Here is a 23,586-nt window from a genome sequence, read left to right as displayed (position 1 = left end):
ACTTTGAACAGTTCTTCTAATAAACACGACGAGGAGCATTCCCGTTTTGAATTAAAAACACTGCTTGAGACCTCCCGCCTGCTCATTGAGTCTCAAGATATGGATTTTGTACTCAACAACCTCCTACTCATCACCATGGGCAAGTTGATGGTAAGCCGAGGGATGATTCTGCTCTATCACCCGGGCAGTGACAATTATATCATTACAAAATCGAAAGGACGCCAATGTCCACCAGAAGGAGAAACCATCTCATTTGATTGGGATGAAAAGGTTAAAAAACAGTCGGTTATTCAATGTGGTGTAGATGATTTTGAAATGCCCGACCTTATTGAAGATGATAAGCATTGCACCTTTTTTAATCTCCAAACCAGTAACGATCACATTGGTTTCTTATGCCTGGGATCAAAGGGCAATAAAAACCCGCTCCAACAGCGCGAAGTTGACTTTGTTGAAAGCCTGAGCATTATATCATCCGTTGCTATTGCCAACTCAAGGATGTTTACCGAGCTGCGACGCATTAACCGAATGCTCGATCGTAAGGTATATGAATTAAATACCCTGTTCGACCTAAGCAAAGATTTTAATATTCTTGTTGATCGTAGCGAAATTATTCGCATATTCAAATTTGCGATGCTCGGACAAATGCTAATCCGCAAGTTCTTTTTTGTTCTCGAAGTTGATGGCAAACGCAAAATGATGACCACCAGTGGCATCAGTGGAAATCTTTCTGATAACGAATTAGAACAACTTTTTTCACTGGATGACGATCTTGTTGAGGTAGATGAACAACTAAAAAATGATATTCCCTTTTTAGCTAACAATGACATAAAAGCCGTTATCGGCCTTCAATTTCAAAGTGAACGCGTAGCCATCGTAGGGGTAGGTAAACGGGCTAACGAGGAGGAATACAGCAGCTCTGACTATAACTTTTTACAATCGCTTGGAAACCTTGCCGTCCTCTCAATCCAAAAAACATATCTGTTGGAAGAGCGGATTGAAAAAGAACGGATGGAAGAAGAACTCAATATCGCCAAAAGTATTCAAAAGGGCTTGTTGCCAGATCCTATTCCCACGTGTGATAATCTTGATATTTCAGCCACAAATATTTCATCGTACCAAGTAGGAGGTGACTATTTCGATATTTTAGAAGCGCCCGAAAACCGTCTTCTATTTGCTATCGGAGATGTCACTGGAAAGGGCATGCCAGCCGCACTTCTCATGGCAAACCTTCAGGCGATGTTACATGTTCTATTGCCTGTCGATATTCCCCTTGCAGATGCTACTGGACGTATCAACGATATCATTTATCAAAATACACCAAGCGACAAATTTATAACATTCTTCTGGGGCATCTTTCATCCGAAAACAAATGAATTTCGTTTTGTAAATGCCGGACACAACCCTCCTATTCTGCTTCGGTCGGATTCGGAAGAAGTTAAAGAACTCACTGAAGGCGGGCTTATTTTAGGAGCTATGACAACGATGACGCCCTACGAAGAGCAAGTATTATCGCTCAAAAGCAATGATATCTTAGTGCTTTACACGGATGGAGTTACGGAAGCCAAAAATGAGAGCGAAACAGAAGAATATGGCGAAGAGCGGTTATTTGAATGCATTAAACAACACCGGGAAAAACCATCAAAACAAATTCAAGAAGCAATAATTAAGGATATTCGATCCTATTCAAAGGATATACAAGCAGATGATGTGACCATCATCGTCATCAAAGTTAATTAAAGAGTCCCATAACTCCCGGCCCTGTTCCCGAATTATTGCGCTCGGCCATCGTCAGTACACTTTCATAAGTTTTATACCTATTCGTTATCTCTTTAACATAACGAACTGTTTCAATTCCCCTACAGAATCCATAACGAGCATCTTTGTAATACTTTCGCTGCATAAGTTTAAGCAGGGCATCTTCAACATTTTCCCACTCGTTGGGATCTTTATTGTGATCAATAGCCAGTCGACGAGCATCCGCAATATGTCCTGGACCAGCATTATATGCCGCTAAGGCAAAAGCCCATTTATTGGTACTGTCCATATAAGCATAATGCTCGAGATGGTCTTTTATAATGCGCACCCCCTCTTTGATATTTGTACGCACATCGAAAAGTTCTTCTTCATTACTAACCTCCGAAAATCGAGGCATCACCTGCATTAACCCTACAGCACCAGCCCAACTTTTGGAATTGGGATTAAATTTAGTTTCCTGCGCTGCTATAGACGCTACTAACAACCAATCAACCCCTACCGAGTCGGCGACCTCTTTAATGAGATCATCATACGGAGAAATAACTCCTGAGCCCCGACTGGAGGCATCCGGGTTATAATACTCGGCAATTTGCTGTCCCGATTCGAAATAGCGTTTACGCAACACGTTTAAAAAGGTAGAGCGTTTGGGCTCTTCCCCAGCATTCCCAAACCGAAAATGCTTATATAAAAAGCGATTTAATTCTGTTTCCAAATCTGAAGCATTGTTACGAATAGCCCACGCAATAGTATCACTCTGAGCAATAGTTGGTCCTTTAACAAGCCCTTGCATATACTTATTAGAGGCATTAAAAATATTATCATCTGCCACTGTAGCTAAATACTCATTCTTAGATACATCAAACAAAAGTGATTCAGTATCCTTTGTATTGGCCACTTCGTTCGTTTCCAACGAAATACCCTGATCTCGCAAATTTTGCAGCCGGTAAAAATAGGAACTATTTCGACGAACGGTGATCGGTATTTTTCGCTCTACTACCTCATCAATAGTTTGAGGAGGGTTCCCAAGCCCTTCCGAAAACACCAACACCTGGTCTACCAAATTATAAGGACGGGTAAAATTGACATACTGCTTTCGTTCTTGTGTCGCAGCATAGTTTGCCGCAATAAGATCCCCTTTGCCACTATTTAACAAATCATAGGGATTTTCATTTGGCCCCACGACCACTACTTCCAAAGCCAAGTCGTGCTCTTTAGCAAACTTTCGTACAAGTTCATATTCAAATCCCCATTCCAACCCTTGGTGCAAAAAGTAGGTATTCGAACTATACCGGGTGATCATACGCAGAGTTCCCTCCTGCTTAATCTGGGGATAGTCCCGATCTATCGGTTCTGTTACCGTTACATTTAGCCCCTTTCCCGAATTTGTATCAATATACTGATCTACATCATTTGTATTAATACAACTTGTACTCAGCAGGAGCACAGAAAAAGCTCCAACGACCGTGTTACGGATGTTTGATGAAATTTGTGTTTTGCCTTGCATAAATACATCAATTGGTTAACGCCAGATGAATCGAATATGCAAACTACTTTACCAACGTAATTATTATTTACTCTAAAATACCCAAATTTCATGGGAATTCGGTCATTTCAAAGATTTTCTAATATTCATTAACCAATCTTTAATAAACCAACATACCTTCCATCAAACAGCCTTAGATGCAAAAACGTTTACTATATTTGGGCACGTAACGCTACCCGAATATTTCTACCTGGTGCACTAATACCTGATGAATACGGTCGATAGTGCTTATCAAAAATATTTTCGATCCCAATATTTATCTTCGTCTCCTCTGTAATCTGATAAGAAGTCCTGATATTTAAGGTTGCCCATCCGAGCGTACCTTCTGAAGTATACAAATGCGTTTTACTCCGTTCTGACGGAGAAAAATCTGAAATAGGCTTTTCAGCATTAAACTCAGAAAATACCTCTACCATTATCGGATTATGTTCATACGTTAGAGAAGTCGTTCCAAAAAATGGTGCTACATGTCGCAACGGCTTATCATTCGACTTATCTCTGCCCTCGGTATATGTACCCTGAGCACTGAATGAAAGCCCCTTCCCTATTTGTGTTGAAAACTTTGCTTTGACGCCATAGATATATGCCTTTCCTGCATTTACAACCGCTTCTACATTACTCATTGTACCATCATATACAATTGAATCCTGACCAAAGGAATCCCCGAAATCGCGCCGCACCATAGCGTCTCTTAACCAGGTATAAAAACCATTGACTTCAAATTTTGCTGCATCTCCGAACCCCTTGATGACCGCCAGGTCTACGTTATAGGTATATTCCGAATTTAGGTCAGGGTTCGGAACAATGACTGTTCCGGGCTCAGAGTCAAAAACTTTGGCCACATCATCTACATTGGGAGCCCGAAAGCCGGTAGATCCATTGAGGTTAAATTGCAGCTGGTCGGCCGGTCGATAGGTAAACCCTACATTTCCACTCAAGGCTCCGGTATTCAATGAAATTTCCCTAAAATCAAAGTCGTAAAACTGATCACTGAGTTGCGCATTCAACAAAATATGACTATACCGCGATCCGATTACTGCAGTAAGATCAGATGTAAGTTCCTGCTCATATTTCGCGTACGCAGCCAGTTGCGTAAAATGACTTCCACCACCAGGATAACGAGTAGCTACTGGAACCTGACGGCCGGTAGCAATATTCGTAGACTTTGCTTCTGATCCCACATGGTTGTAGATCCCCTCAATGCCGTAATACAACTCTTTCTGCTCGTCAATATGTTTATCAAAATCGAGCTGACCAATATAAACGTTTACATTCTCTTCGCGATTTCGGAGCCAGTCATCCTGGAAATCTCGATCATTGCGACTCTCCTGGAACCATTGATGAGAGAATGTAGCCGTAATATTATCATAGATGTCTGTTGAACCAAAATAGTCGACACGCAGCGTGCTATTCATCCAAATCTGTGGACCATAATACCATTCGGCATTTACTAACGGCCCCGTATCACCATTTTCGCGTTCTATCAGCCGATCATACCGTGGAATATCTGTAGTGCTGCCAAAATGAAACCCATATTCAACATCCCAGTTCGGAGTGGGTTTATAGCGGATTTTCTGCATCAGGTTTAATTGCTCATATCCTGAAAATCGTTGCACAGTTACATCTTTGTTGGGTACTACAGCATCAAAACCACCGCGGCGAACCACATACTCCTCTCGTTTACCGAAATTGGGAAACTCATCATAAAAGTCACTGCCCGACCTCAGATCATCAAAATTACTATAGGTAATGCTGGTTGTACTGCCCCACTTTTCAAACCCAAAAGAAGCATCGGCGTGAATAGTGCGCTCATTATTGGCCGAACCATATCTCGTTAACGCATTAAAATTAGTAACTGTAGTGCTATCGAACGATAACTCCGGCGAAATAGTCTGAAAATCCATCACCCCGCCCAGTGCATCACTACCATAAATAACAGCCCCCGGACCAAATAGCACCTCCGTCGTTTCAATGGCATTGGGATCAATGGAAATAACATTCTGTAAATTTCCGCTTCGAAAAATGGCATTATTCATTCTGACACCGTCTACAGCCAATAACACTGAATTGGCAGCAAATCCGCGAATCATGGGACTTCCTCCCCCCATCTGACTTTTCTGCACAAACACTTCTCCCGAATGTTTTAGAAGATCTGCCGATGTCTGCGGATTTGTTAACGTAATTTCTTCTTGAGTGATCTGGGTAATGGGTTGTGGAATTTTTGAACGATCCTCGGCCCTTTTACTTGCTGATACATATACATTATCCATCAATACCGATTTACCTTTTAAAGCAACCAAGAAATTCTTCTGCGCTACCTCTGCAAGTGACAAGGACAATGGTTGATACGAGGGGTGCTGAAAGTTAAGCGTATCATTGACTGAAAACTTCTCAACAGATGCCTCTCCATCATGATTGGTAGCAACCATTTTATTACGCCCATTATTGTAAATATATACGTTTATAATAGGCTGTTCAGAACTTCCTGAAACCACCTTAACCGTTTGGCCAATAACCTCTGCACTAATAAATAATAAGATTACTACAAGTAGACCAAGAAACTTCCTCATTATATAATGATAGCTTTGCAATTAATTTTGATGAGTATACTGATAAGATTAGGAAAGATAAATACTATAATCATGCGATAAGGTTGGGGCAACCAGAAACATCAAGCTGATCTTCTCCAAGTCAATCCCACCCCGGCTAAAATGATCACCATCGCCAGTATCGAAGCAACTGGGGGTAACTCTGCAAACAAGAAAAAAGCCAACACCGATGCTAACAATGGTTCGACTAAAATGAGTGTAGAAAGTAGTGTAGGCGATACATATTTGACTGCGTAATTCATAGACCCATGCCCTAAAATTTGTGGTCCAAAGGCCAAACCGACTCCCGCCCAAACACCAATGGTTGAAATATCGAACAAATTCTTACCCATCACTACGGCGATAAGAACACAGGCCACCGCTGCATAAAAATAAACGGGAAACACATAATCAATCCACTCACGTTTTTTGCGGATTTTTTGTCCAATAAGTAAATAGACAACAAAGATAATAGCAGCCGTAAGGGCCAGGAAGTTTCCAAAAAGTGGATCAGAAAAATCTTGTTCTATCTGACTGTCCGATATTCCAAGCAGTACCGATCCCGCAAATGCCAGAAACACGCCAATCCAGGTCGTTGTAGCAAAGTTGCGCTTAAACCACAGCCGCTCTACCAAGATCATGATGATGGGATGAATAGTAACCAGCACCGAAGCCGACGCTACCGACGTATAATAAAGCGACGAAATCCAGAAGGTAAAATGAAGCCCCAAGCAAATGCCGGAAAGAGCAATCCACAGCCGTTCTTCTCCCTTGCCCGATCGTGCGGTTGAGTCACGCATCCACAGCCAAAACGGAAACAACATGAGCGCAGCAAATACCGTACGATACACCACCAATACCAATGGAGACGTATCGGAGGCATATCGAACCAAAATGGGCGCGAATCCAAAAGCCGTTAGTCCGGCAAGTAGTGCTGCCAGTACTTTTACTTTTGGATATTCTTCAGCCATAAAAGAAGCTATATTTCTAATTTAAAAAGGAGTTACCGGATACGATCCATTGACTTTACCAACTCGATATCATCCTTAATTTTTTTTCGGGCATATAGCTGAGCAACAAGAGCCAAAGCCAATAATCCCAAACCGATGGTTTCATCCCAGAGATAAGTTCCAAAACCGCCAAGAGAGATATAAATTCCAAGAGCTATCCCGATTACTATCACCTGTACAGCAAGCAGTATTGAAACCCACTTAACGTGGTTTTCTCTATTTTTATAGAGAAATATAGTGCCTAACGATCCCAGTGAAGCGATTGTTAAAATGATGGCAAAGCTCAGGCCCAACCACTGCTGGGGATCTTGCATGGCATGACTGTAGAGAGCGTTAAAAAATACGCTTCCGTTCAATAGAAAGGCTAAAAAAAGAAGTACTGATTGAATCCGTTGTATCACGAGTCGGTCTAAACTTTTGTTCTACTTAATTTGATAACAAAGATACTATTTTTTACTGAGTTGGTCATCCCCAAAAGAAAAAGGCCCGAACGGTCAAGTTCGAGCCTTTATCAGGGATTGTGTGGTGTTATGTTAGGGTAGTAAAGCTTTTATTTTTCGTTTGGTCTGTACGCCAATGTAGTACATCGAAGGCACCAAGAAGAGGGTCAAAAATGTCGCAAACCCGAGACCGAAAATAATAGTCCACGCCAGCGAACCCCAGAAATCGGCGTTATCACCGCCGAAATATATATTGGGATCAAAGCTGGCAAACAACCCATAGAAGTCAATGTTAACTCCCATTGCCAGCGGTATTAATCCTAATATCGTAGAAGCTGCTGTCAGAATAACCGGATTCAAACGCACCCGTCCCCCTTCAATAACAGCCTCGCGGAGACTTTTTCCTTCGTTTCGCAAAATATCAGTATAGTCAATCAGAATAATACCGTTCTTCACTACAATACCTGCAACGGCAATAATTCCCATACCAGTCATTACTACCGACACATCCAGCCCAAAAGTGGCAAAACCGATAAAGACTCCAATCAAACTAAAGACGACCTGAGACATGATAATAACCGGCTTGCCGATAGAGTTAAACTGTGCGACAAGTATTAAGAAGATAAGTGCTACTGCAGCAAATAACGCAATGGATAAAAAGTTGGCCGCCTCAGCCTGATCTTCTTGCTGGCCGGTCAGAGAGACCGAATATCCTTCAGGTACGTCAAAATCCTGCAGGGCTTCGCGAATCTGAGCATTAATCTCATTGGCGTTATATCCCTCAAGTACATTAGAGGATACCGTAACCACCCGATTTAAATCGATACGATTAATCGATCCCACATTACTAACATACTCTGCATCTGCTACCGCAGAAATTGGAATCATTCCTCCTGATGGGGTAGGAATCCTAAGGTTCATCAAATCTGTAATGTTTGAGCGATACTCTTCTTGCAGGCGCAATCGAATATCGTACTCCTCATCTTGATCGCGATACGTTGATATCGGCTGTCCCAGCAATGCCGTATTGAGCTCCATCCCCAATTGTGCATTACTCAATCCATAGCTATTGGCTTTAACCTCATCAATATCTACAATGATTTCGGGATTATTATTTTGCAAATCTGAACGCAACTGCTCAATACCGCCAATATTTTGCGATTCAATATAATTCGTTACTCGCTCTGATATTTGGATTAGCTGATCAAATTCATCTCCCGTTATTTCAATATTGATTGGCTTACCGGATGGCGGTCCCTGCTGCTCTTGCTCTACCGTAACCTGGGCACTTGGAATGCCTTTAACATTCTCTCGGATTTTGTCCATTAAAGCCTGTGTAGAAACGCCATCGCGATATTGATAATCTACAAATGATATTGCAATTCGACTCCTGTTGGGGCTGGGCGTTTGATCAATAGAATTCGGAGGAGCAGCTCCAACAGCTACATTGGTAATAATTGATTTTACTACGGGATTATCACGACCAAGCACATCGTAAACACGCTCTTCAAGCTTTTTGGTCACATCGTTGGTTACCTCCAGATCGGTGCCGGTAGGCATCTCATTATACACATACACCGAATTAGGTTCACTTTCAGCAAAAAATACCACCTTCGGCGACCGGATAACCAGTAGTACAACACTTCCGATTAAAAACAAAATCGTGGCTCCCAGAGTATACCAAGGACGACGTCCTTCTAAAATCCACGCAATAAGTCCTTTGTAATTATCTTGAATCCGGGGCAGTACCGACTGATTAAACTTGACAATCATCGGACTTAACACAAATCGCTCTAAAAGATACAGCCCATACAAAAAGATTAGCAGATTCGCCGCGAATGGAATTCCAGCGAGATAAAATATGCCAGCAAGTGCACCAAAAACACCACCGGCAATCCAGACTCCCTTGTTATCTTTATGCCCTGCATCTTCAAGGGTCTTCCCATCGGTATCATCCATAAACGAAACAGCGAAAACGGGATTCATAAACAAAGCCACAACCAGCGAGGCGGTCAGTGTTAAAATAATCGTAATTGGCAGATACACCATAAAACGTCCCATAATACCCGTCCAAAAAAGCAGTGGAACAAAAGGTGCTATGGTAGTAAGCGTTCCGGTAATCACCGGCAACGCAATTTCTCCTGCCGCGCGCTTGGCCGCTTCAATCTTGTCGTACTCGGTAGTGGTAATATACCGGTAGATATTTTCAACGATTACAATGGCATTGTCAACAACGATACCAAGTCCAAGGATGAGTGCAAAAAGTACTACGATATTGATGCTGTATCCCTCCATCGCGGGCATGACCGCAAAAGCAATCAGCGATGAAAGCGGAATAGCTAATCCTACAAAAATAGCGTTCTGGACCCCCATAATGAACATGAGCACCAGCACAACGAAGAAGAATCCAAGGATAACCGTATTAAACAAGTTGGCTACACTATCGCGGGTATCCTGGGAGCGATCTCCGGTATACGTAATATTCAATCCATCCGGAAGTTGCGCCTCTTTAAGTTCATCTACTGTTTCGACGGTAAGCTCTGACATTTCAATGAGATTGGCTCCACCCTGCTTTTTTACATTGAGGGTGATCACATCCTCACCATTGAGACGCGCATAACTTTCGCGATCAGCAAATCCATTGCGGATTTCAGCCACATCTTTCAGATAAACCTGTCGGCCCGAATTGTTGGTAATCAGCAAATTCCTTAAGTCGTCAGCGCTGGTAACCTCACCGTCAACCCGAACAGCCCGCTCCATGCGTCCAACATCAAGCCCTCCGGCCGAGATCGTTACATTTGTATTTGAAACCGCTTGGCGTACTTGCTGAAATGTGACACCGGCAGCAAGCATTTTCGGCAGATCCATATTGATCTCGATCTCGGGCTCTAATGCCCCCACAATTTCCGCCTCATTAATACCCGAAAGGCTTTCCACTTTATCTTGAATCTGATCAGCAAAACGCTTCAGCTGTACCAGATCGTAATTTCCAGACAAGTTAATGTTGAGGATCGGCTGGTCATCCAGGTTGATATCAGTAACTTCGGGATCTTCAGTAAGACTCGTAGGCAGATCGCCCCGGGCCTTTTCAACCGCATCATTCACCTCTTGCTGGGCCACCAGCTTATCCTTACTGGTCTCAAACTCAATCGTAATAATTGAGGCCGCCTGCTTTGATACACTGCTTATTTTATCAATGCCATCAATGCTGCGCAGTTCCTGCTCAAGCGGACGTGTAATCAAGTTTTCCACATCGGCCGGTGAAGAACCCGCCTGGATCGTCACGACATTAAAAATAGGGATCTCTACTTCCGGAAACTGCTCTTTGGGAAGCATGATGTACGAAAAGATCCCAATAATGGTCACTAATACCGTCACCAGGTAAACCGTCGTCCGATTATTTATCGCAATACTGGAAGGCTTAAACTCTTTAAAACTCATTATAGAATAATCGTTTTACATTAATTTTCTTGGATAGAAAGCGCGTCGCCATCGTTTAAACCATTGTATCCAACCGTAATAATTTGATCGCCAGCCTGCAGCCCTTGTTCAATAACTATTTCATCCTGATAGCTACTCCCAATCACTACTTTCTTTTGCTTAGCAACCCATCCGGAATCTGATTCCTGCGCTACAAACAAATGGCCGCCTCCATTCGAAGACTGAACAATATCAACCGGAACCGTTAGTGCATTAGCCCGCTGATAATCATTGATTTTAAGCTTGGCCAACATATTCGGGCGTACCATTCCATCGATATTAGGGATGTATACTTCAATACCAAATGTTCTGTTTAGCGGATCAATAACATTCCCGACTACATCGATAGGCTTGGTAATCTGTCGGTCAATACTTGGCAAAGTGATCGTCACACTGTCCGTCGTTTCAACCCGATTGATATAGGATTCTGAAATCTCAGCCGTTACCTTCAGTGCCTCAGCATTCGAAATCTGAAAGGAAGGTCCATTGGGCCCAATATTTTCTCCTTCTTTGATATATACCCGATTAACCGTTCCCCCAATTGTCGCTCGCATCAAGTAATTGTCGTATTGCTCTTGAAGCGTTGCCAGCTGGTTTTCCAGTGACCGAACCTGTGTTTCAATTTCCAAAAGCTGTATTTCTGATCCGATATTATCTTCACGCAGATTCTTTTGCCGCTCATAGCGTGTTTTCGCCAACTCAAGCTGAGATTTAACCTCCTCAATCTGGGTACGCGTAACCTCCCCATCTAATCGGGCAAGCACCGTTCCCTTTTCAACCTGATCGCCGGCCTTTACATTTATTTCTTCGACCGTTGCGGTAACTTTTGGGGTTATCGAAATGGTTTTATCTGATTCTACTGTCCCCTGTATATTCAAATAATGCTTGAAGGTAGAAGGCCGAACCTCCTCAGTAGTTACGGCAACAGCATCATTTTCGGTCTCATTTTCCGTTGCCGGTCCATTTCCACAAGCTGATGCAAAAATCAGCGTGCTAAATGCAAGTACAAATAATTTCTTCATTGTTCGTAGGTTCGTTTATTCGAGTTCAATCTTATTTTTAATAGGTTCTACATCTTCTTCGACGAAAGGCACCTTGCCAACCGCCTGATCGTACTGGGCCTTTGCTGCCAAATAATTAAACACCATCTGGGCATACCCAACTTCGGCCTCACGTAGCTGAAGCTCTGCATCCGTCACTTCTTGTTGTGATCCGAGTCCGGACTGATATCTCTTCAAGGCACGATCATATCCCTCTTGAGCCAAATCCAGCGCCCGCTTACGCGCAGACTCAATCTGAAAAGCTTCTCTTATACTTTCTTCTGCCGATGTGATTTCACTCTCCGCGGTTCGCTTAGCTTGATACTCTTGCAACTGCAGATCCTTCTGTTGAATTTGCGCCTGCTGGATCGCCGCATCGCGTCTGAATCCCTGAAATATTGGTAGCTGCACCCCCACCATAAAGGTTTGTGACCGGGCTCGCTGCTGTTCTGATCCAAAAAAGACGGGCGTTCCAGACTGGGCAGCCGTCCACTGCATATTATAATTGGCCTGCACGCTGGGTAGATACTTACTCTTTTCAGCCTTTATTCGCTTCTCCTGCAATTGCTGCTGTACATCAAGCACACGCAAGTCTCCACGCATTTCAAAAGCCCTCTGTAATAATGCTGAATCTGACTCTAATGAAAGGGCGGTCATACGATCAACCTTTTTAATGGCCTTATTTTCTATTTCAGATGCATTAGCAGACTGGATGTCATAACCACTCAAATCCCCTTTTACCTCTAAACTCAAGCTTACAGGTAGCCCCATTGCATCCAACAAGTTACGTATGGACTCTTTTTCGGAAAATTTGGCACTTGTTAAGTTGGGTTTAATATTTTCAAGCTGGACTTCGAGCTGCGTTACTGCATATTTATCAACAAGCCCCTGCTCATAACTCTTACGAGTATCATCTAAATTTTCTTGTACACGATCTAATCTGCTCTGCTGCAACCGCACCTGTTCCTTTGCAATTAACACCTGGTAGTAGGCCATCCGCGTTTGCGTTACAATTCCCTGGGCCGTAGCTCGCATTCCTTCTGATTGAGCTGTTTTAAACAAGCCCGAGGTACTAACACCTACAAAAGCCTGTCCATTGAAAATAGTTTGAGAAATGGTAAACCCTCCCTGCCAGTTGTTATCGGTTCCAAATGCCACAGGCACCAACTTATCAGGGTCGCCATTGGGATCAAAAACAACTTCCGGAATAAAGTTAACCGGTACCTCCAGGTTGCGTGTATAGTTTGCCGAAGATGTAATTTCCGGCATTACGTTACTCCATGCTGTGCGTACTTGCTGGTCTGCATCACGTACGGAAAGGAGTGAACGCTTTATTTCGGTATTGTTAGCCAGTGCTATCTGTATAGCCTGATCAAGTGAAATCGCACCGGGATTTTCCTCTATCTCTTCAAAAGCAGTTTGCGTTGAATCTTGCTGCCCCAAAACCGTAGTCGATATGGAGAGTGACAAAATTACTGTTAATCCAATTTTCAAAATATTCGTTGGATGCATAGAAATAATATAGTTACAAAGTATAGTTTTGCGGTTAAATATTGTGCATAACAAGGCATGTCATTACGTGACTTATCTCCCATTGTTACAAACAAAATGAACGACAGTCATTTCTAACCATTTTCAGAATTTTTTAATTCATTTGGAGAAGCCATCCCCTTCACTAATAGGTTCAGAAAGTTTTCGAATATGGTACTCACTCCCACTTCAATTTCATCCAAAAGCTGAGCATGATGACCTCTTCCACTGGCATGAACCATGGCCGTAAGTCCTCTTGTACTGGCAAAAATAATCGTCGCCAACTCTTTAGGCTCATATTGATCATCAACAGAACCGTCCTGCATACCGATCTGCAAAGCACGTATCATAAAGTTCAATGCTTCACGCCTATTTTGATCACATTGTTCTGCATAGGTGCTATCTTCAAGGACTTTTACGTCACTCAGCGACTCATAATACATAAATGCCGTAAAGTAATTGGGATATTCACGAACAAAATCCAAATAGGTTTCGCCCATTTTTCGAATTAGCTCGAGCCCAGTATGGTCATGAGCTCCCGAAAATACTTTGGCGAATTTGCTGTTCAGCAGATCCGACCCGCGTTGGGTAATAGCAATATAAAGTTCCGTTTTATTTTTAAAATACAGATACAATGTACCCTTGCTGAGCTCGGCTTCCTCGGCAATTTCATCCATTGTTGCTTGCTCCAGGCTTTGAGAAAAAATAACCTTTTCCGCAGCATCAAGTATTTGATTCCTTCGACGCTCTTTCTCACGCGCCTTTCGATCCTTTTTACCCATTTGTTCTTATATAAATGACTGTTAGTCAGAAAGTGACCAAAGTTAAGGGTAACTATTAGAAAATCCAACACTTGATATTAAAATATTCCCATTCCCACATTAATAATTGTAATACTCCAAGACACTTTGCCAATTATCCCCTACCTTTATGGTTTAATTTTCTTTTCTAATTACATCACTACCATTGAACCTCTCCAAAAAATCTCTTGTAGAATTATCCCTCTTTTTAGTAGCCGTTATTTGGGCACTCAACTTTTCGGTCGTTAAGTACTCACTGGCAGAAATCGACCCGCTCAGCTTTAATGGTCTCCGGTTTTTGTTTGCAGCGGCCATCGTCTGGATTGTTCTTTTCTATCGAAATCAACTCTTTACAATTCCCAAAAGAGATTGGCTTCCCCTGCTGGGTATGGGCTTGCTGGGCAACCTCATTTATCAAGGGCTCTTTATTATTGGCATCGACTATACCTATGCCGCCAATGCAGCAGTCATGCTTGGAACTATCCCTATCTGGGTCGCTATCATTAGTCACTTCTTCAACCTCGAGCGGATGAACATCTTTAAAACATTGGGTGTTATCGCTGCTTTTTCCGGCATCATATTCATTGTATCCGGAGGTAAAAACCCTTTTTCATTTGGATCAGATACTTTTCTTGGTGATCTCATCATTATTGCCGCAGCAGTCGTTTGGGGCGGATATACCATTTTATCCAAGTCATTTTTAAGCAGATATACCCCCATTCAATTTTCGGCCATTATGGCTACTATCGGGGCCATTGTTCTTTTTCTGATCGGCTTGCCAAACATTATCCAACTGGAATGGACACAAATTTCGGCGGCAGCCTATGGTGGAGTGGTTTACAGCGGCTTACTTTCTATTGGAGTAGCTTACCTGATCTGGAACTATGGCCTACAAACAGTAGGAGCTGTTCATACCGCCACCTATCAAAATCTTGTTCCGGTGCTGGGCCTTGTGTTTGGCGTAGCTCTGCTCAACGAGCAACTAACGCTGTTACAGTACGGCGGATCGGCACTGGTTATTGTCGGGATTGTATTAGCTCGCTGGAAAAGAAAAAAAGAACCCAATATTACTACGGCTGGGGTGAAGGATGAATAACTCTTTCTAAAATCGATAGGACACGTTTGCCTTCATACTTAATCGTTTTCGTACAAAATTTGGATACTCCGCGGAATCATATCCAATATTTCCGCCCAGAAACCAACGCTCTGAAAGCGGGAACTGTGCATCGATTCCTACTGACCACGAATTCAGAGCCTCAATATCGTTCGAAAATTCTATCTGTGTAGGAGCAGAACCGTATCCAGCATTGAAACTCACATACTTTTCAGCCGTCCCAAAATATCGTCGACTGGTAATATTAATCGATTTTGAAGTACCACTCGATGACGGTACCAAATACGATCGACCTGTAAAAAGGTAACTGCCCAAATACTTGGTCAGCGAAATGGTATAGATATCCGTTTTTGAACTTCCAAAATCCAGATATCGCATACCGGCCTCCAACTCAAACGCTGAGGGAAGGGACTTATACAACGAAAGCCCAAACCGATAATCCGGGTAGATAGAAGATTGCGAATATCCCCCACTGACATAAGCATAAAGCCCTTTGGCTATTGACGGATACGAATCTATATTAAATTGAGCTCCATCCGAACCAAAACGACGAGCGTATTCAACACGGCCTGTTACCGAGCCAATGGCGGTCTGTCGACTAAGTCCAAACTGCGTAAAATGCCAGGGATCAAAAATGGTCCGAAATCGATCATAACGATACGAAACAGTAGCCCGATACTTCATTTGTTGCAGCTCCGCACTCTTTAATCCTTCCCGAGCTTTTCTATTACCCGGATCATCTGTAAGAATGGATCGATATATCGTTTCAGACTGGCTATAATTTTCTGCCCCATAAAGGATATCTGCTTTTTTACGTCTAAATTCTGTATCTCCCGGATAATGTGCCAACGCACGATCTATCGTCTTTAGGGCAGTCTCTAACTGTCCCGACCATTGCTGAGCATCTACCAAAGCAAGCAAAGCCTGTCGGTTTTCAGGATCTTTATCCAAGACATAATTAAGCTCTTCTTCGGCCTTCTCATAGTTTTGCTCCCAACTATATAACCGCGCCACAAAAATACGAATACCATGATAATCAGGACTTCGATCTAATGCAGCATAAGCGTATTTTCGCGCCGCCTGATAGTCTCCCTCATCAAATGCCAACGTCCTTGCTTGCTCATAAAGCTGATCCACGGAAAGCTCATCCATTTGAGCTTGTCCTCGAATAGGGATGCATCCTATCAGAATTACTAACAAAAAGAAACAGCATATTTTTTTCATGTCTTTAACATCTGTAGTAAGCAACGGTAAACAAAACATATCAATTATTCTGCAATATACTTTTTTAATTCCTGCAGCCCTTTGTAATCTGGATTAGCCTGTCGCAGATCATCAAATAACTGTTGGGCCTGATCTTTACGCTGCATCGCGTAAAGTATTTTTATCTTGCGTTCTAACAGCTGTTCATCCTTGGGATGATACTCCAATCCCCTGTTTATTACATCCAGTGCTTTTTGGTGATCCCCCTGCCAAAATTCATTATCAAAGTAAGCGTTATAGATATCGGCATAGCTTGGGTCTCGTTGCAAGACTTCCTCAAAATAACCTGCGGCCTCATCATAATTTCCCTGCCATGCATTTACTCTACCTAATAAAATCCTCACATCATGATAATCGGGAGCCTGCAATAAAATTCGTTTAGAAATAACTTCTGCCACCTCATAGTTACCATTAAAGGCAGCTTGGCGGGCTTCTTGAAATTGCTCATCAATTGATAGCCCGGCCGAATCAAGGCGGGTAAATAGCGTATCGTAATCTGATATAAAAGCATAAGGACTACTTTTGGCATCAGAATTGTCCCTGTACAAACGATTTTGCTCTACCACATATTTATTAATCGATTTAAACTCATTCAGCTTTTTCTGCAACTGATTTTTTGCAGAAGAACTATCTTGTGGAATAAGCCTGAGGCCATCACTAAGCTTGAAGAGTTCATCCCCATACAAATAATGATCTTTATACAAGTAATCAGAAATCTGGTTTTTATTTCGCATGAGGGGGGCCGACTGTGTACTTCTGAAATGACGAGCCGTATCCATCATCCCACCCATCCAGTGAACCGACCCAGGCATCTGCATTGCTGTGTTCTGATCAAGCAGTGCCAATAACGACGGCATTACTTCGGCATGGGTATTTACCGACTTAAAATGCGCGGCCTCTTTCAATTTTGGCGAATAGATCATTATAGGCACATGATATCGAGAAATAGCCGATGTTTGAGGTACCGGAATAAGCCAATGGTCGCCCGTTATGACAAATATGGTATTTTCAAATTCGGAGTGTCTCCGATACGACTTCATAAATTCCTCAACTGCCTGATCAGCAAAAAGAAGCGTCGTTAACTCGGCCCGATACCGTTGGAAAGCGTTTCTACGTTCAGCTGACAGATCAAGCTCATTGATCCTTTTGTGAAACTCCTGCTCGTACTTTTGGGAATTCGGCACATTAAATGGCGAATGGCTTTGCAGAGTGTGATAAATTTCCAGCCGGGGAAATGCTTGCGCCGTATCTAACAAGCTTGCAGAGAAATCCAACATCGTCTTGTCATCAACGCCCCAATAGTTCGATGTACGGGCCGCTTCGGGTAACAGCTCTCGCAATTTCTCTTTATTTAACACAAAATCAGTCTGCTGGTAATCAAGGAAAAAATCGAGACCATCAAAATATGTATCATAACCGCTATAAAATGCGGTGTAATATCCTCTCTGATTGAGAATACTGATAATAGATTGGTGGCCGGGGTAGTTGGGGCCAAGCTCCATAAAACCATGATTGCCGAAAGGTAACGATCCCAATAGGGATGGCACCATACCGAACGTACGTCCCGACAGGCTCAACCCATTTTCCCAATACAATGATTGTTGGGACAAGGAATCCAGATAAGGCGCAAAGCCTGTCCACTGTCCCGACGGCCCTACAAATTCTCCTCCCAGGCTTTCCACCAGCAGAAACACCACATTTGGGGATCGATCAAACTCTTCGAAAAATGGGCCGAGTGTATCATCCTCATAATTGGCATCGCGTAATAGTGGGTATTCACCTACATCACCAGCGAATTGCTGCCCTTCTAACCAATCAACAGAAGCAATACTTTTTGTTACAAAAAATACCAGCTTGTTCGTCTGCTTATCATTTTGAGCTGGTGTAGCTTCTTCATCAACAGAAACAAAAAAGGAACCCCCAAAAGCCAACAGCACAATCGCTCCAAAAATTAAAGGGCGATTTTTCTTTTGGGGTGGGAATAGCTCGACCACCAGTAACTTTTTTATAATCCAATAGCATATCACATACACCACCGGATAGAAGAGCCACCCCACCAACGACACTCTTTCTGCGGCAAGAACGGTATTGGTCATTTCACTAACAGAATACGCCCAAAATTCAGCTCCCAAAGGGATCTGCGTTGCACCAAAATAGGTTATCAACAAAAAGTTAATGAGAATGATAAGGGCGGCAAGGTAAGCAATAATATTATACGATATTTTTCCAGCGGTAAAACTGAGGGCAACAAATAGAGCTCCCAAAACCATGGCTAAAAACACGGTCAACTGGAAATCATGAACCAAGGCAGAACTAACATATCCCGCCGATACAAACTCAATCCCGTAATACCATATCCCTACCAAGGCTTCATAGACACGAGAAATTGCTACTGTTGCCCATAATCCTATTAATAATCTAACAAAGGTACTGATATCAACTATTTTGTTATTACTTCCACACATATCCGCTACTGCATTGATTCACATATATTTACATCTACAAAAACCATAAATAAATTAATGTGTTAGATTATTACGACACAAAATATTAGGACTTCAATGTAACATTAAGATTTTCTAACAAAAAACATTACATTGGCAAAAGGGATTACTAAGGTTACTGCCCAAATAAAATAACAACGGCAAAACATAGGCAGTTATGAAGAAAATAAGTTCGTTCCACAAGTTAGCAGGTATCAAAAAGAATTCAGCACATAATGGGTTTAGTGGATCTGAAAAATCATCAGTAACAAAAAACGAAATATTAGTTGTTGATGACGACGATCTCAGCCGAAAATTGATCAACCGGCTCATTGCTAAAGAATTTGACTATGATATCGTGAGCAAAAGCAATGGAATAGAGGCCTTAGAATATGCAGAAAAAAATATACCCAAACTTATCATTCTGGATTTGATGCTACCGGGCATGAATGGATTTGAAATCCTTAAAAAGATCAGAGAAAATTCTTGCTTCGAAAATACCAAAGTAGTTTTGGTCTCTGCCAAATCACGATCAGAAGATATTGAACGCGGCTTTGATCTCACCGCTGATGAATATATTACCAAACCATTTCAACCGAAAGAATTTACGGCCCGTATTCGCAAACTGTTGACACAGGCTGCGTAGCCTATATATTATAGCATGCTTGACTTTGACATTGCTATACATACCCTAATAGGCCTGATCGTTACCCTTTTTGTATTATTTACCTTTTTGCTGGGCTATACCTATTGGACCCGCAAAAAAATGCAGTATTGGGACCAGTATGAACAAAAGTTTCGAGACTATTTCTTTTCACTGCTTTTAGATTATGCCGAGTCTTCTACCCCACAGCTTTCTGCCGATAAAATCATAAAAAAAATCACTCAACGATCTAAGGACTATTCCTTCTTTATCCAACTCCTTAAAGAATTGGATAACTTATTGGATGGCATTGAACGAGAACGACTCAACAATCTAATTGAGCATCCCTTATTCGTTGAATTTTACAAACAAAAGTTGTTTGAGTTCACCACAAACTCAAAAATATATGCTTGTCTTTACTTTCAACATATTGGCAGTCAAAGCAATCACGTACAAGCCAAGCTTGTATCATTAAGTCAATCGTACAATCTCAAATTAGCTTTTGCAGCTACCAAAGCACTACTTTCAGCCGAGGGGTGGCCGAACCGTCGAAAAGCCCTGCTTCGATTTTTCAGAAGAAATGATGTCTCCGATTTAATGATTTCGGAACTGCTTCACAGCTTCGACACCGGTAAGATTGAAGACCGTCCCCAATTACGCAAGGCTTTTGAAGAATTATTACAGACAGATCTTGATCCTCATACTAAAAGTATTATCGTTCGATACATGGGATTCCAACAATTTCATGGATGCAGCGAGTTCTTGCATCAATACCTCAAGCGTATTAACTACAGTACCAAGAACGTATTGCTTGTCCGAGCACTTATTACCGCACTGGGTGAACTCCACCATACCGATTCGGCATCTATCATCCGAGATTATACTAAGCAAGGAAATGATGTATCCATACGACTGGCTGGCGTTAAAACACTTAGTACATTCGGAACATCTGAAAATCTTTCATTTTTATTGGATACTCTTCTGGATGCCCCCTTTTCCATCCGAAAAACTATTATAAACGAATTTATAATGGGAAATGAGCTAAAACTGAGGCTTTTCACTGATTTCATTCACAAAACCTTACAAACAGTAAAAAATATGCGGGCTCAAAAGCAGGTAAATGGGCAAATAAATGCCTATTTAGATTCTATTTTAGAAATAACTTCGGGTGTTAAAATTGCTCTCAATAACCGTCAACAGAATGCCCATGCTTGAAAATTGGACGCTGTTTAATACCATTGAACAATTTATTCTCGCATATTTTTTTACGGTCAACACCGTTTACCTGGCATTGGTAATCGGTGCTCTTCTTTACGTTCGAAAACAGTTTTTACATAGTAGTGTTGTTCAGCCTGATGCTCTTTTTAAGACCGACCTTTTCAAATCAATAAGCATTTTAGTACCGGCCTACAATGAGGCCGACAATATTATTGAGTCGGTAGAATCGCTGTTGAAGCTCGAGTACCCCGCTTATGAAATCATTGTGATCAACGATGGAAGCCCAGATGATACCTTACAGCGACTTATTGACCATTTTAGTCTTGTTGAAACCGATATTTATTATGAAGAGCAAATTGATCATCAACAGATACGTACGATCTACCGCTCAGAGGATATCCCAACCCTTACGGTGGTAGACAAAGAAAATGGAGGCAAAGCCGATGCTCTAAATGCAGGCATCAACATTGCAGAAACCGACCTAATTTGCTCTATTGATGCAGATTCTATTCTTGAACAAAATGTGTTAAAAAAACTTATCCAAACATTTGTAGAGCATAAAAATACGGTAGCTGCCGGAGGAGTAGTTCGGGTTATAAACGGTTGCAAACTCAAAAATCGAGAAATCAAAGAAATTCATACCCCGAAGAACTTTTGGGCTCTACTGCAATCAGTAGAATATATCCGCGCCTTTCTCTTCGGCCGAGTGGGCTGGGATTATTTTAAAAGTCTACTTATTGTATCGGGGGCCTTTGGCATTTTTGACCGTCGCGCCGTTTTAAAAGTGGGGGGATATCTTACTGATACGGTGGGCGAAGATATTGAACTTATTATTCGCCTGCACAGCTACCATCTGCGCAATAAGGAAGACTACCAGATCCGATTTTTACCCGAACCTATTTGCTGGACCGAAGTACCCACGGACTATCAAAGTTTGCGTAACCAACGTAACCGCTGGCATCGCGGTCTGGCTGATTCACTTTTGAAGCATGCATATATGCTTTTCAATCCCACTTATAAACGTATTGGTATGTTTGTGATGCCTTTTTTCCTCATTTTTGAACTATTGGGCCCTATTATAAATATCTTGAGCTATATCTACCTGATTGTTGCCCTTTCTCTGCCCGCTCTTTTCAACCTCAACTTTATTCTCCTGTTCTTTGCCTTGTCCATTATCTATGGCATGATTGTATCCATGATAGCAGTACTGGCCGAAGAAATAACGTTCAAGACGTACAGTAGCTTTAAAGATGTTATTATACTGGGCTTCTACTCGTTTATAGAGAACCTCGGCTATCGCCAAATCCACTCTTGGTGGCAAACAAAAGGGCTTTTCGACTTTTTAAAGGGCAAAAAAGAATGGGGGGAAATGATCCGAAAAGGATTCGAACAATAAGGCTTTTTTATACTGTCAGAGATTAGCCAAAGCAACTGTTACTGTAAACGTTGATCCCTTGCCCTCTTTACTTGCTACAGTTATCTGGCCTTTTAACTCCGACACCAAATTGCGTACATGCTGCAGCCCAATCCCAAAACTGGCTTCGCCCTCTGTACCCACAGAACCGGTCACTTTTTTGCCCGAATTAAACTTTTCCACTTCCTCTGCCGGCATTCCGGTACCGTTATCTTTCACCTTAATCTCTGAATACTGTTGGTCATCTTCTTCGTAGATCTCGTTCGCTACTGTTACCTCCCCACCACTGCCAGTAAACTTGATAGCATTTGCTACCAAATTGCTTAAAATTTGCACTAACAGCCTGGAAGCATATACCGAAATAGGCTGATTGGAATCTTGACCATAATCTATCTTAAAATCTATTTCTTTATTCTTCGCTTGAGGCAGGCTCAGGTTTTCCACTTTTGAAAAAACCTTATTCAACATGATACTGTCAACACCATTTGTTAAAGCCTGGTCATCATGTATCATTACCCCATCAATTTCATCCACCATAGCTTTAGCGCAATCTTTAATTGTCAGCAGGTCTTCGGTGTCCACTTCCACAGTATCATCATCGCTCATTAACAAATCCACAATACCTACAATGCCATTTATGGGACTCCTCAGATCGTGATTAAGGGTCTTAAATCGCTCCTTCAATTTATGAACCTGTTTTTTAACCTCATACGTTGTACGATCTTTTTCCAAATGCTGCACAACCAGATCGGCCAGATATTGCAGTTGCCTTTTCTGGCGGTCGCTAATTTCTTTTGTTTTCTGATCGAGCACGCAAATAGAACCAATACTTCTATCTTCTTCCGTGGTTAGCTGTACCCCACAGTAATAACGAAAATAAGGCTCATCCGTAACATAATCCCGATTCTGATAACGACTATTCTCTTGGAGATCAGAAACCTCATAAGGTTCATTCTGCTGAATAGTATCAAAACAAACACTTTGCTCCCGGGGAATAACTTTCAGCTTCTCCTCCGTTCGTGAGATCGTCCACTGGTTAAAAGCATCGATAATATTGATCTCGCAAACAGGAGAATCTGTAATTTCTTTGGCAAGATTTACGAAAGGTTTTAATTCATGATGATACTCACCATAATCTAAAGCAAAAGATGACAAATGCTGTAATCGACCAATTTCCTGATCCATACCTCAAAAGATTTGTTAACCTATTCACTGAAACCTACCCTGTATACTTCGCCCTAACCTACAGATCAAACAACAAAATT

General features: G+C 42.0%; 16 protein-coding genes. 5 read left to right on the top strand and 11 right to left on the bottom strand.

Features of this window, described 5'->3' with window-relative positions:
- The first annotated feature begins 3 nt into the window (after window positions 1-3).
- Window positions 4-1,737, top strand: a complete 1,734-nt coding sequence (locus tag AAFH98_RS05605) for a SpoIIE family protein phosphatase (protein WP_342521712.1) — start codon at window positions 4-6, stop codon at window positions 1,735-1,737.
- Here the strand turns inward: AAFH98_RS05605 and AAFH98_RS05600 are convergent.
- The 8 genes from AAFH98_RS05600 to AAFH98_RS05565 all read right to left on the bottom strand — a co-directional run bounded on the left by AAFH98_RS05600 (window position 1,730) and on the right by AAFH98_RS05565 (window position 14,168).
- Window positions 1,730-3,259 carry an MltF family protein gene (locus tag AAFH98_RS05600; RefSeq protein WP_342521711.1) on the bottom strand — a complete coding sequence of 510 codons (1,530 nt, stop codon included), beginning with the start codon at window positions 3,257-3,259 and terminating at the stop codon, window positions 1,730-1,732. The two genes, AAFH98_RS05605 and AAFH98_RS05600, sit on opposite strands and share 8 nt — an antisense overlap.
- Window positions 3,260-3,450: 191 nt before the next feature.
- Complete coding sequence (locus AAFH98_RS05595) at window positions 3,451-5,868, bottom strand: TonB-dependent receptor plug domain-containing protein (RefSeq protein ID WP_342521710.1); 2,418 nt, start codon at window positions 5,866-5,868, stop codon at window positions 3,451-3,453.
- A 101-nt stretch (window positions 5,869-5,969) separates the two neighbouring features.
- Window positions 5,970-6,857 carry a DMT family transporter gene (locus AAFH98_RS05590; protein ID WP_342521709.1) on the bottom strand — a complete coding sequence of 296 codons (888 nt, stop codon included), beginning with the start codon at window positions 6,855-6,857 and terminating at the stop codon, window positions 5,970-5,972.
- Between the two features lie 32 nt (window positions 6,858-6,889).
- A complete protein-coding gene (locus AAFH98_RS05585; RefSeq protein WP_342521708.1) occupies window positions 6,890-7,297 on the bottom strand; it encodes a DUF4293 family protein in 408 nt (135 codons plus the stop codon).
- A gap of 132 nt (window positions 7,298-7,429) precedes the next feature.
- Window positions 7,430-10,777: an efflux RND transporter permease subunit gene (locus AAFH98_RS05580; protein ID WP_342521707.1), complete on the bottom strand. Its 3,348-nt coding sequence runs from the start codon at window positions 10,775-10,777 to the stop codon at window positions 7,430-7,432.
- Between the two features lie 20 nt (window positions 10,778-10,797).
- Complete coding sequence (locus tag AAFH98_RS05575) at window positions 10,798-11,838, bottom strand: efflux RND transporter periplasmic adaptor subunit (protein WP_342521706.1); 1,041 nt, start codon at window positions 11,836-11,838, stop codon at window positions 10,798-10,800.
- Between the two features lie 15 nt (window positions 11,839-11,853).
- The gene (locus AAFH98_RS05570) at window positions 11,854-13,368 is read right to left on the bottom strand and encodes a TolC family protein (RefSeq protein WP_342521705.1); all 1,515 of its coding nucleotides are present in this window, start codon (window positions 13,366-13,368) and stop codon (window positions 11,854-11,856) included.
- Between the two features lie 113 nt (window positions 13,369-13,481).
- A complete protein-coding gene (locus AAFH98_RS05565; protein WP_342521704.1) occupies window positions 13,482-14,168 on the bottom strand; it encodes a TetR/AcrR family transcriptional regulator in 687 nt (228 codons plus the stop codon).
- Between the two features lie 184 nt (window positions 14,169-14,352).
- On the opposite strand from AAFH98_RS05565, the gene AAFH98_RS05560 reads away from it, so the two are divergent.
- Window positions 14,353-15,282 carry a DMT family transporter gene (locus tag AAFH98_RS05560; RefSeq protein WP_342521703.1) on the top strand — a complete coding sequence of 310 codons (930 nt, stop codon included), beginning with the start codon at window positions 14,353-14,355 and terminating at the stop codon, window positions 15,280-15,282.
- Between the two features lie 6 nt (window positions 15,283-15,288).
- Here the strand turns inward: AAFH98_RS05560 and AAFH98_RS05555 are convergent, their stop codons facing one another.
- Together AAFH98_RS05555 and AAFH98_RS05550 are read right to left on the bottom strand one after the other, a co-directional pair.
- Window positions 15,289-16,500: a YaiO family outer membrane beta-barrel protein gene (locus AAFH98_RS05555; protein WP_342521702.1), complete on the bottom strand. Its 1,212-nt coding sequence runs from the start codon at window positions 16,498-16,500 to the stop codon at window positions 15,289-15,291.
- A 68-nt stretch (window positions 16,501-16,568) separates the two neighbouring features.
- Window positions 16,569-19,028: a sulfatase-like hydrolase/transferase gene (locus AAFH98_RS05550; protein WP_342521701.1), complete on the bottom strand. Its 2,460-nt coding sequence runs from the start codon at window positions 19,026-19,028 to the stop codon at window positions 16,569-16,571.
- 196 nt (window positions 19,029-19,224) lie between these two features.
- Between AAFH98_RS05550 and AAFH98_RS05545 the strand changes: the two genes are divergently transcribed.
- From AAFH98_RS05545 to AAFH98_RS05535, 3 genes are read left to right on the top strand one after another with little or no spacing between them, the layout of a single operon-like run.
- A complete protein-coding gene (locus AAFH98_RS05545) occupies window positions 19,225-19,692 on the top strand; it encodes a response regulator transcription factor (RefSeq protein ID WP_342521700.1) in 468 nt (155 codons plus the stop codon).
- A 15-nt stretch (window positions 19,693-19,707) separates the two neighbouring features.
- Window positions 19,708-20,904 carry a HEAT repeat domain-containing protein gene (locus AAFH98_RS05540; protein WP_342521699.1) on the top strand — a complete coding sequence of 399 codons (1,197 nt, stop codon included), beginning with the start codon at window positions 19,708-19,710 and terminating at the stop codon, window positions 20,902-20,904.
- A complete protein-coding gene (locus AAFH98_RS05535) occupies window positions 20,891-22,303 on the top strand; it encodes a glycosyltransferase family 2 protein (protein ID WP_342521698.1) in 1,413 nt (470 codons plus the stop codon). Before AAFH98_RS05540 ends, AAFH98_RS05535 begins: the two co-directional genes overlap by 14 nt.
- Before the next feature lie 15 nt (window positions 22,304-22,318).
- On the opposite strand, the gene AAFH98_RS05530 is transcribed toward AAFH98_RS05535, so the two are convergent.
- Window positions 22,319-23,506, bottom strand: a complete 1,188-nt coding sequence (locus tag AAFH98_RS05530) for a GAF domain-containing sensor histidine kinase (protein WP_342521697.1) — start codon at window positions 23,504-23,506, stop codon at window positions 22,319-22,321.
- Between the last annotated feature and the right edge of the window lie 80 nt (window positions 23,507-23,586).

It is taken from the genome of Fodinibius sp. Rm-B-1B1-1 (assembly GCF_038594945.1).
GTDB classification, from domain to species: domain Bacteria; phylum Bacteroidota; class Rhodothermia; order Balneolales; family Balneolaceae; genus Fodinibius; species Fodinibius alkaliphilus.
Note: the sequence above shows the minus strand (reverse complement) of the source record. Positions and strands in the feature narration are given on the sequence as shown.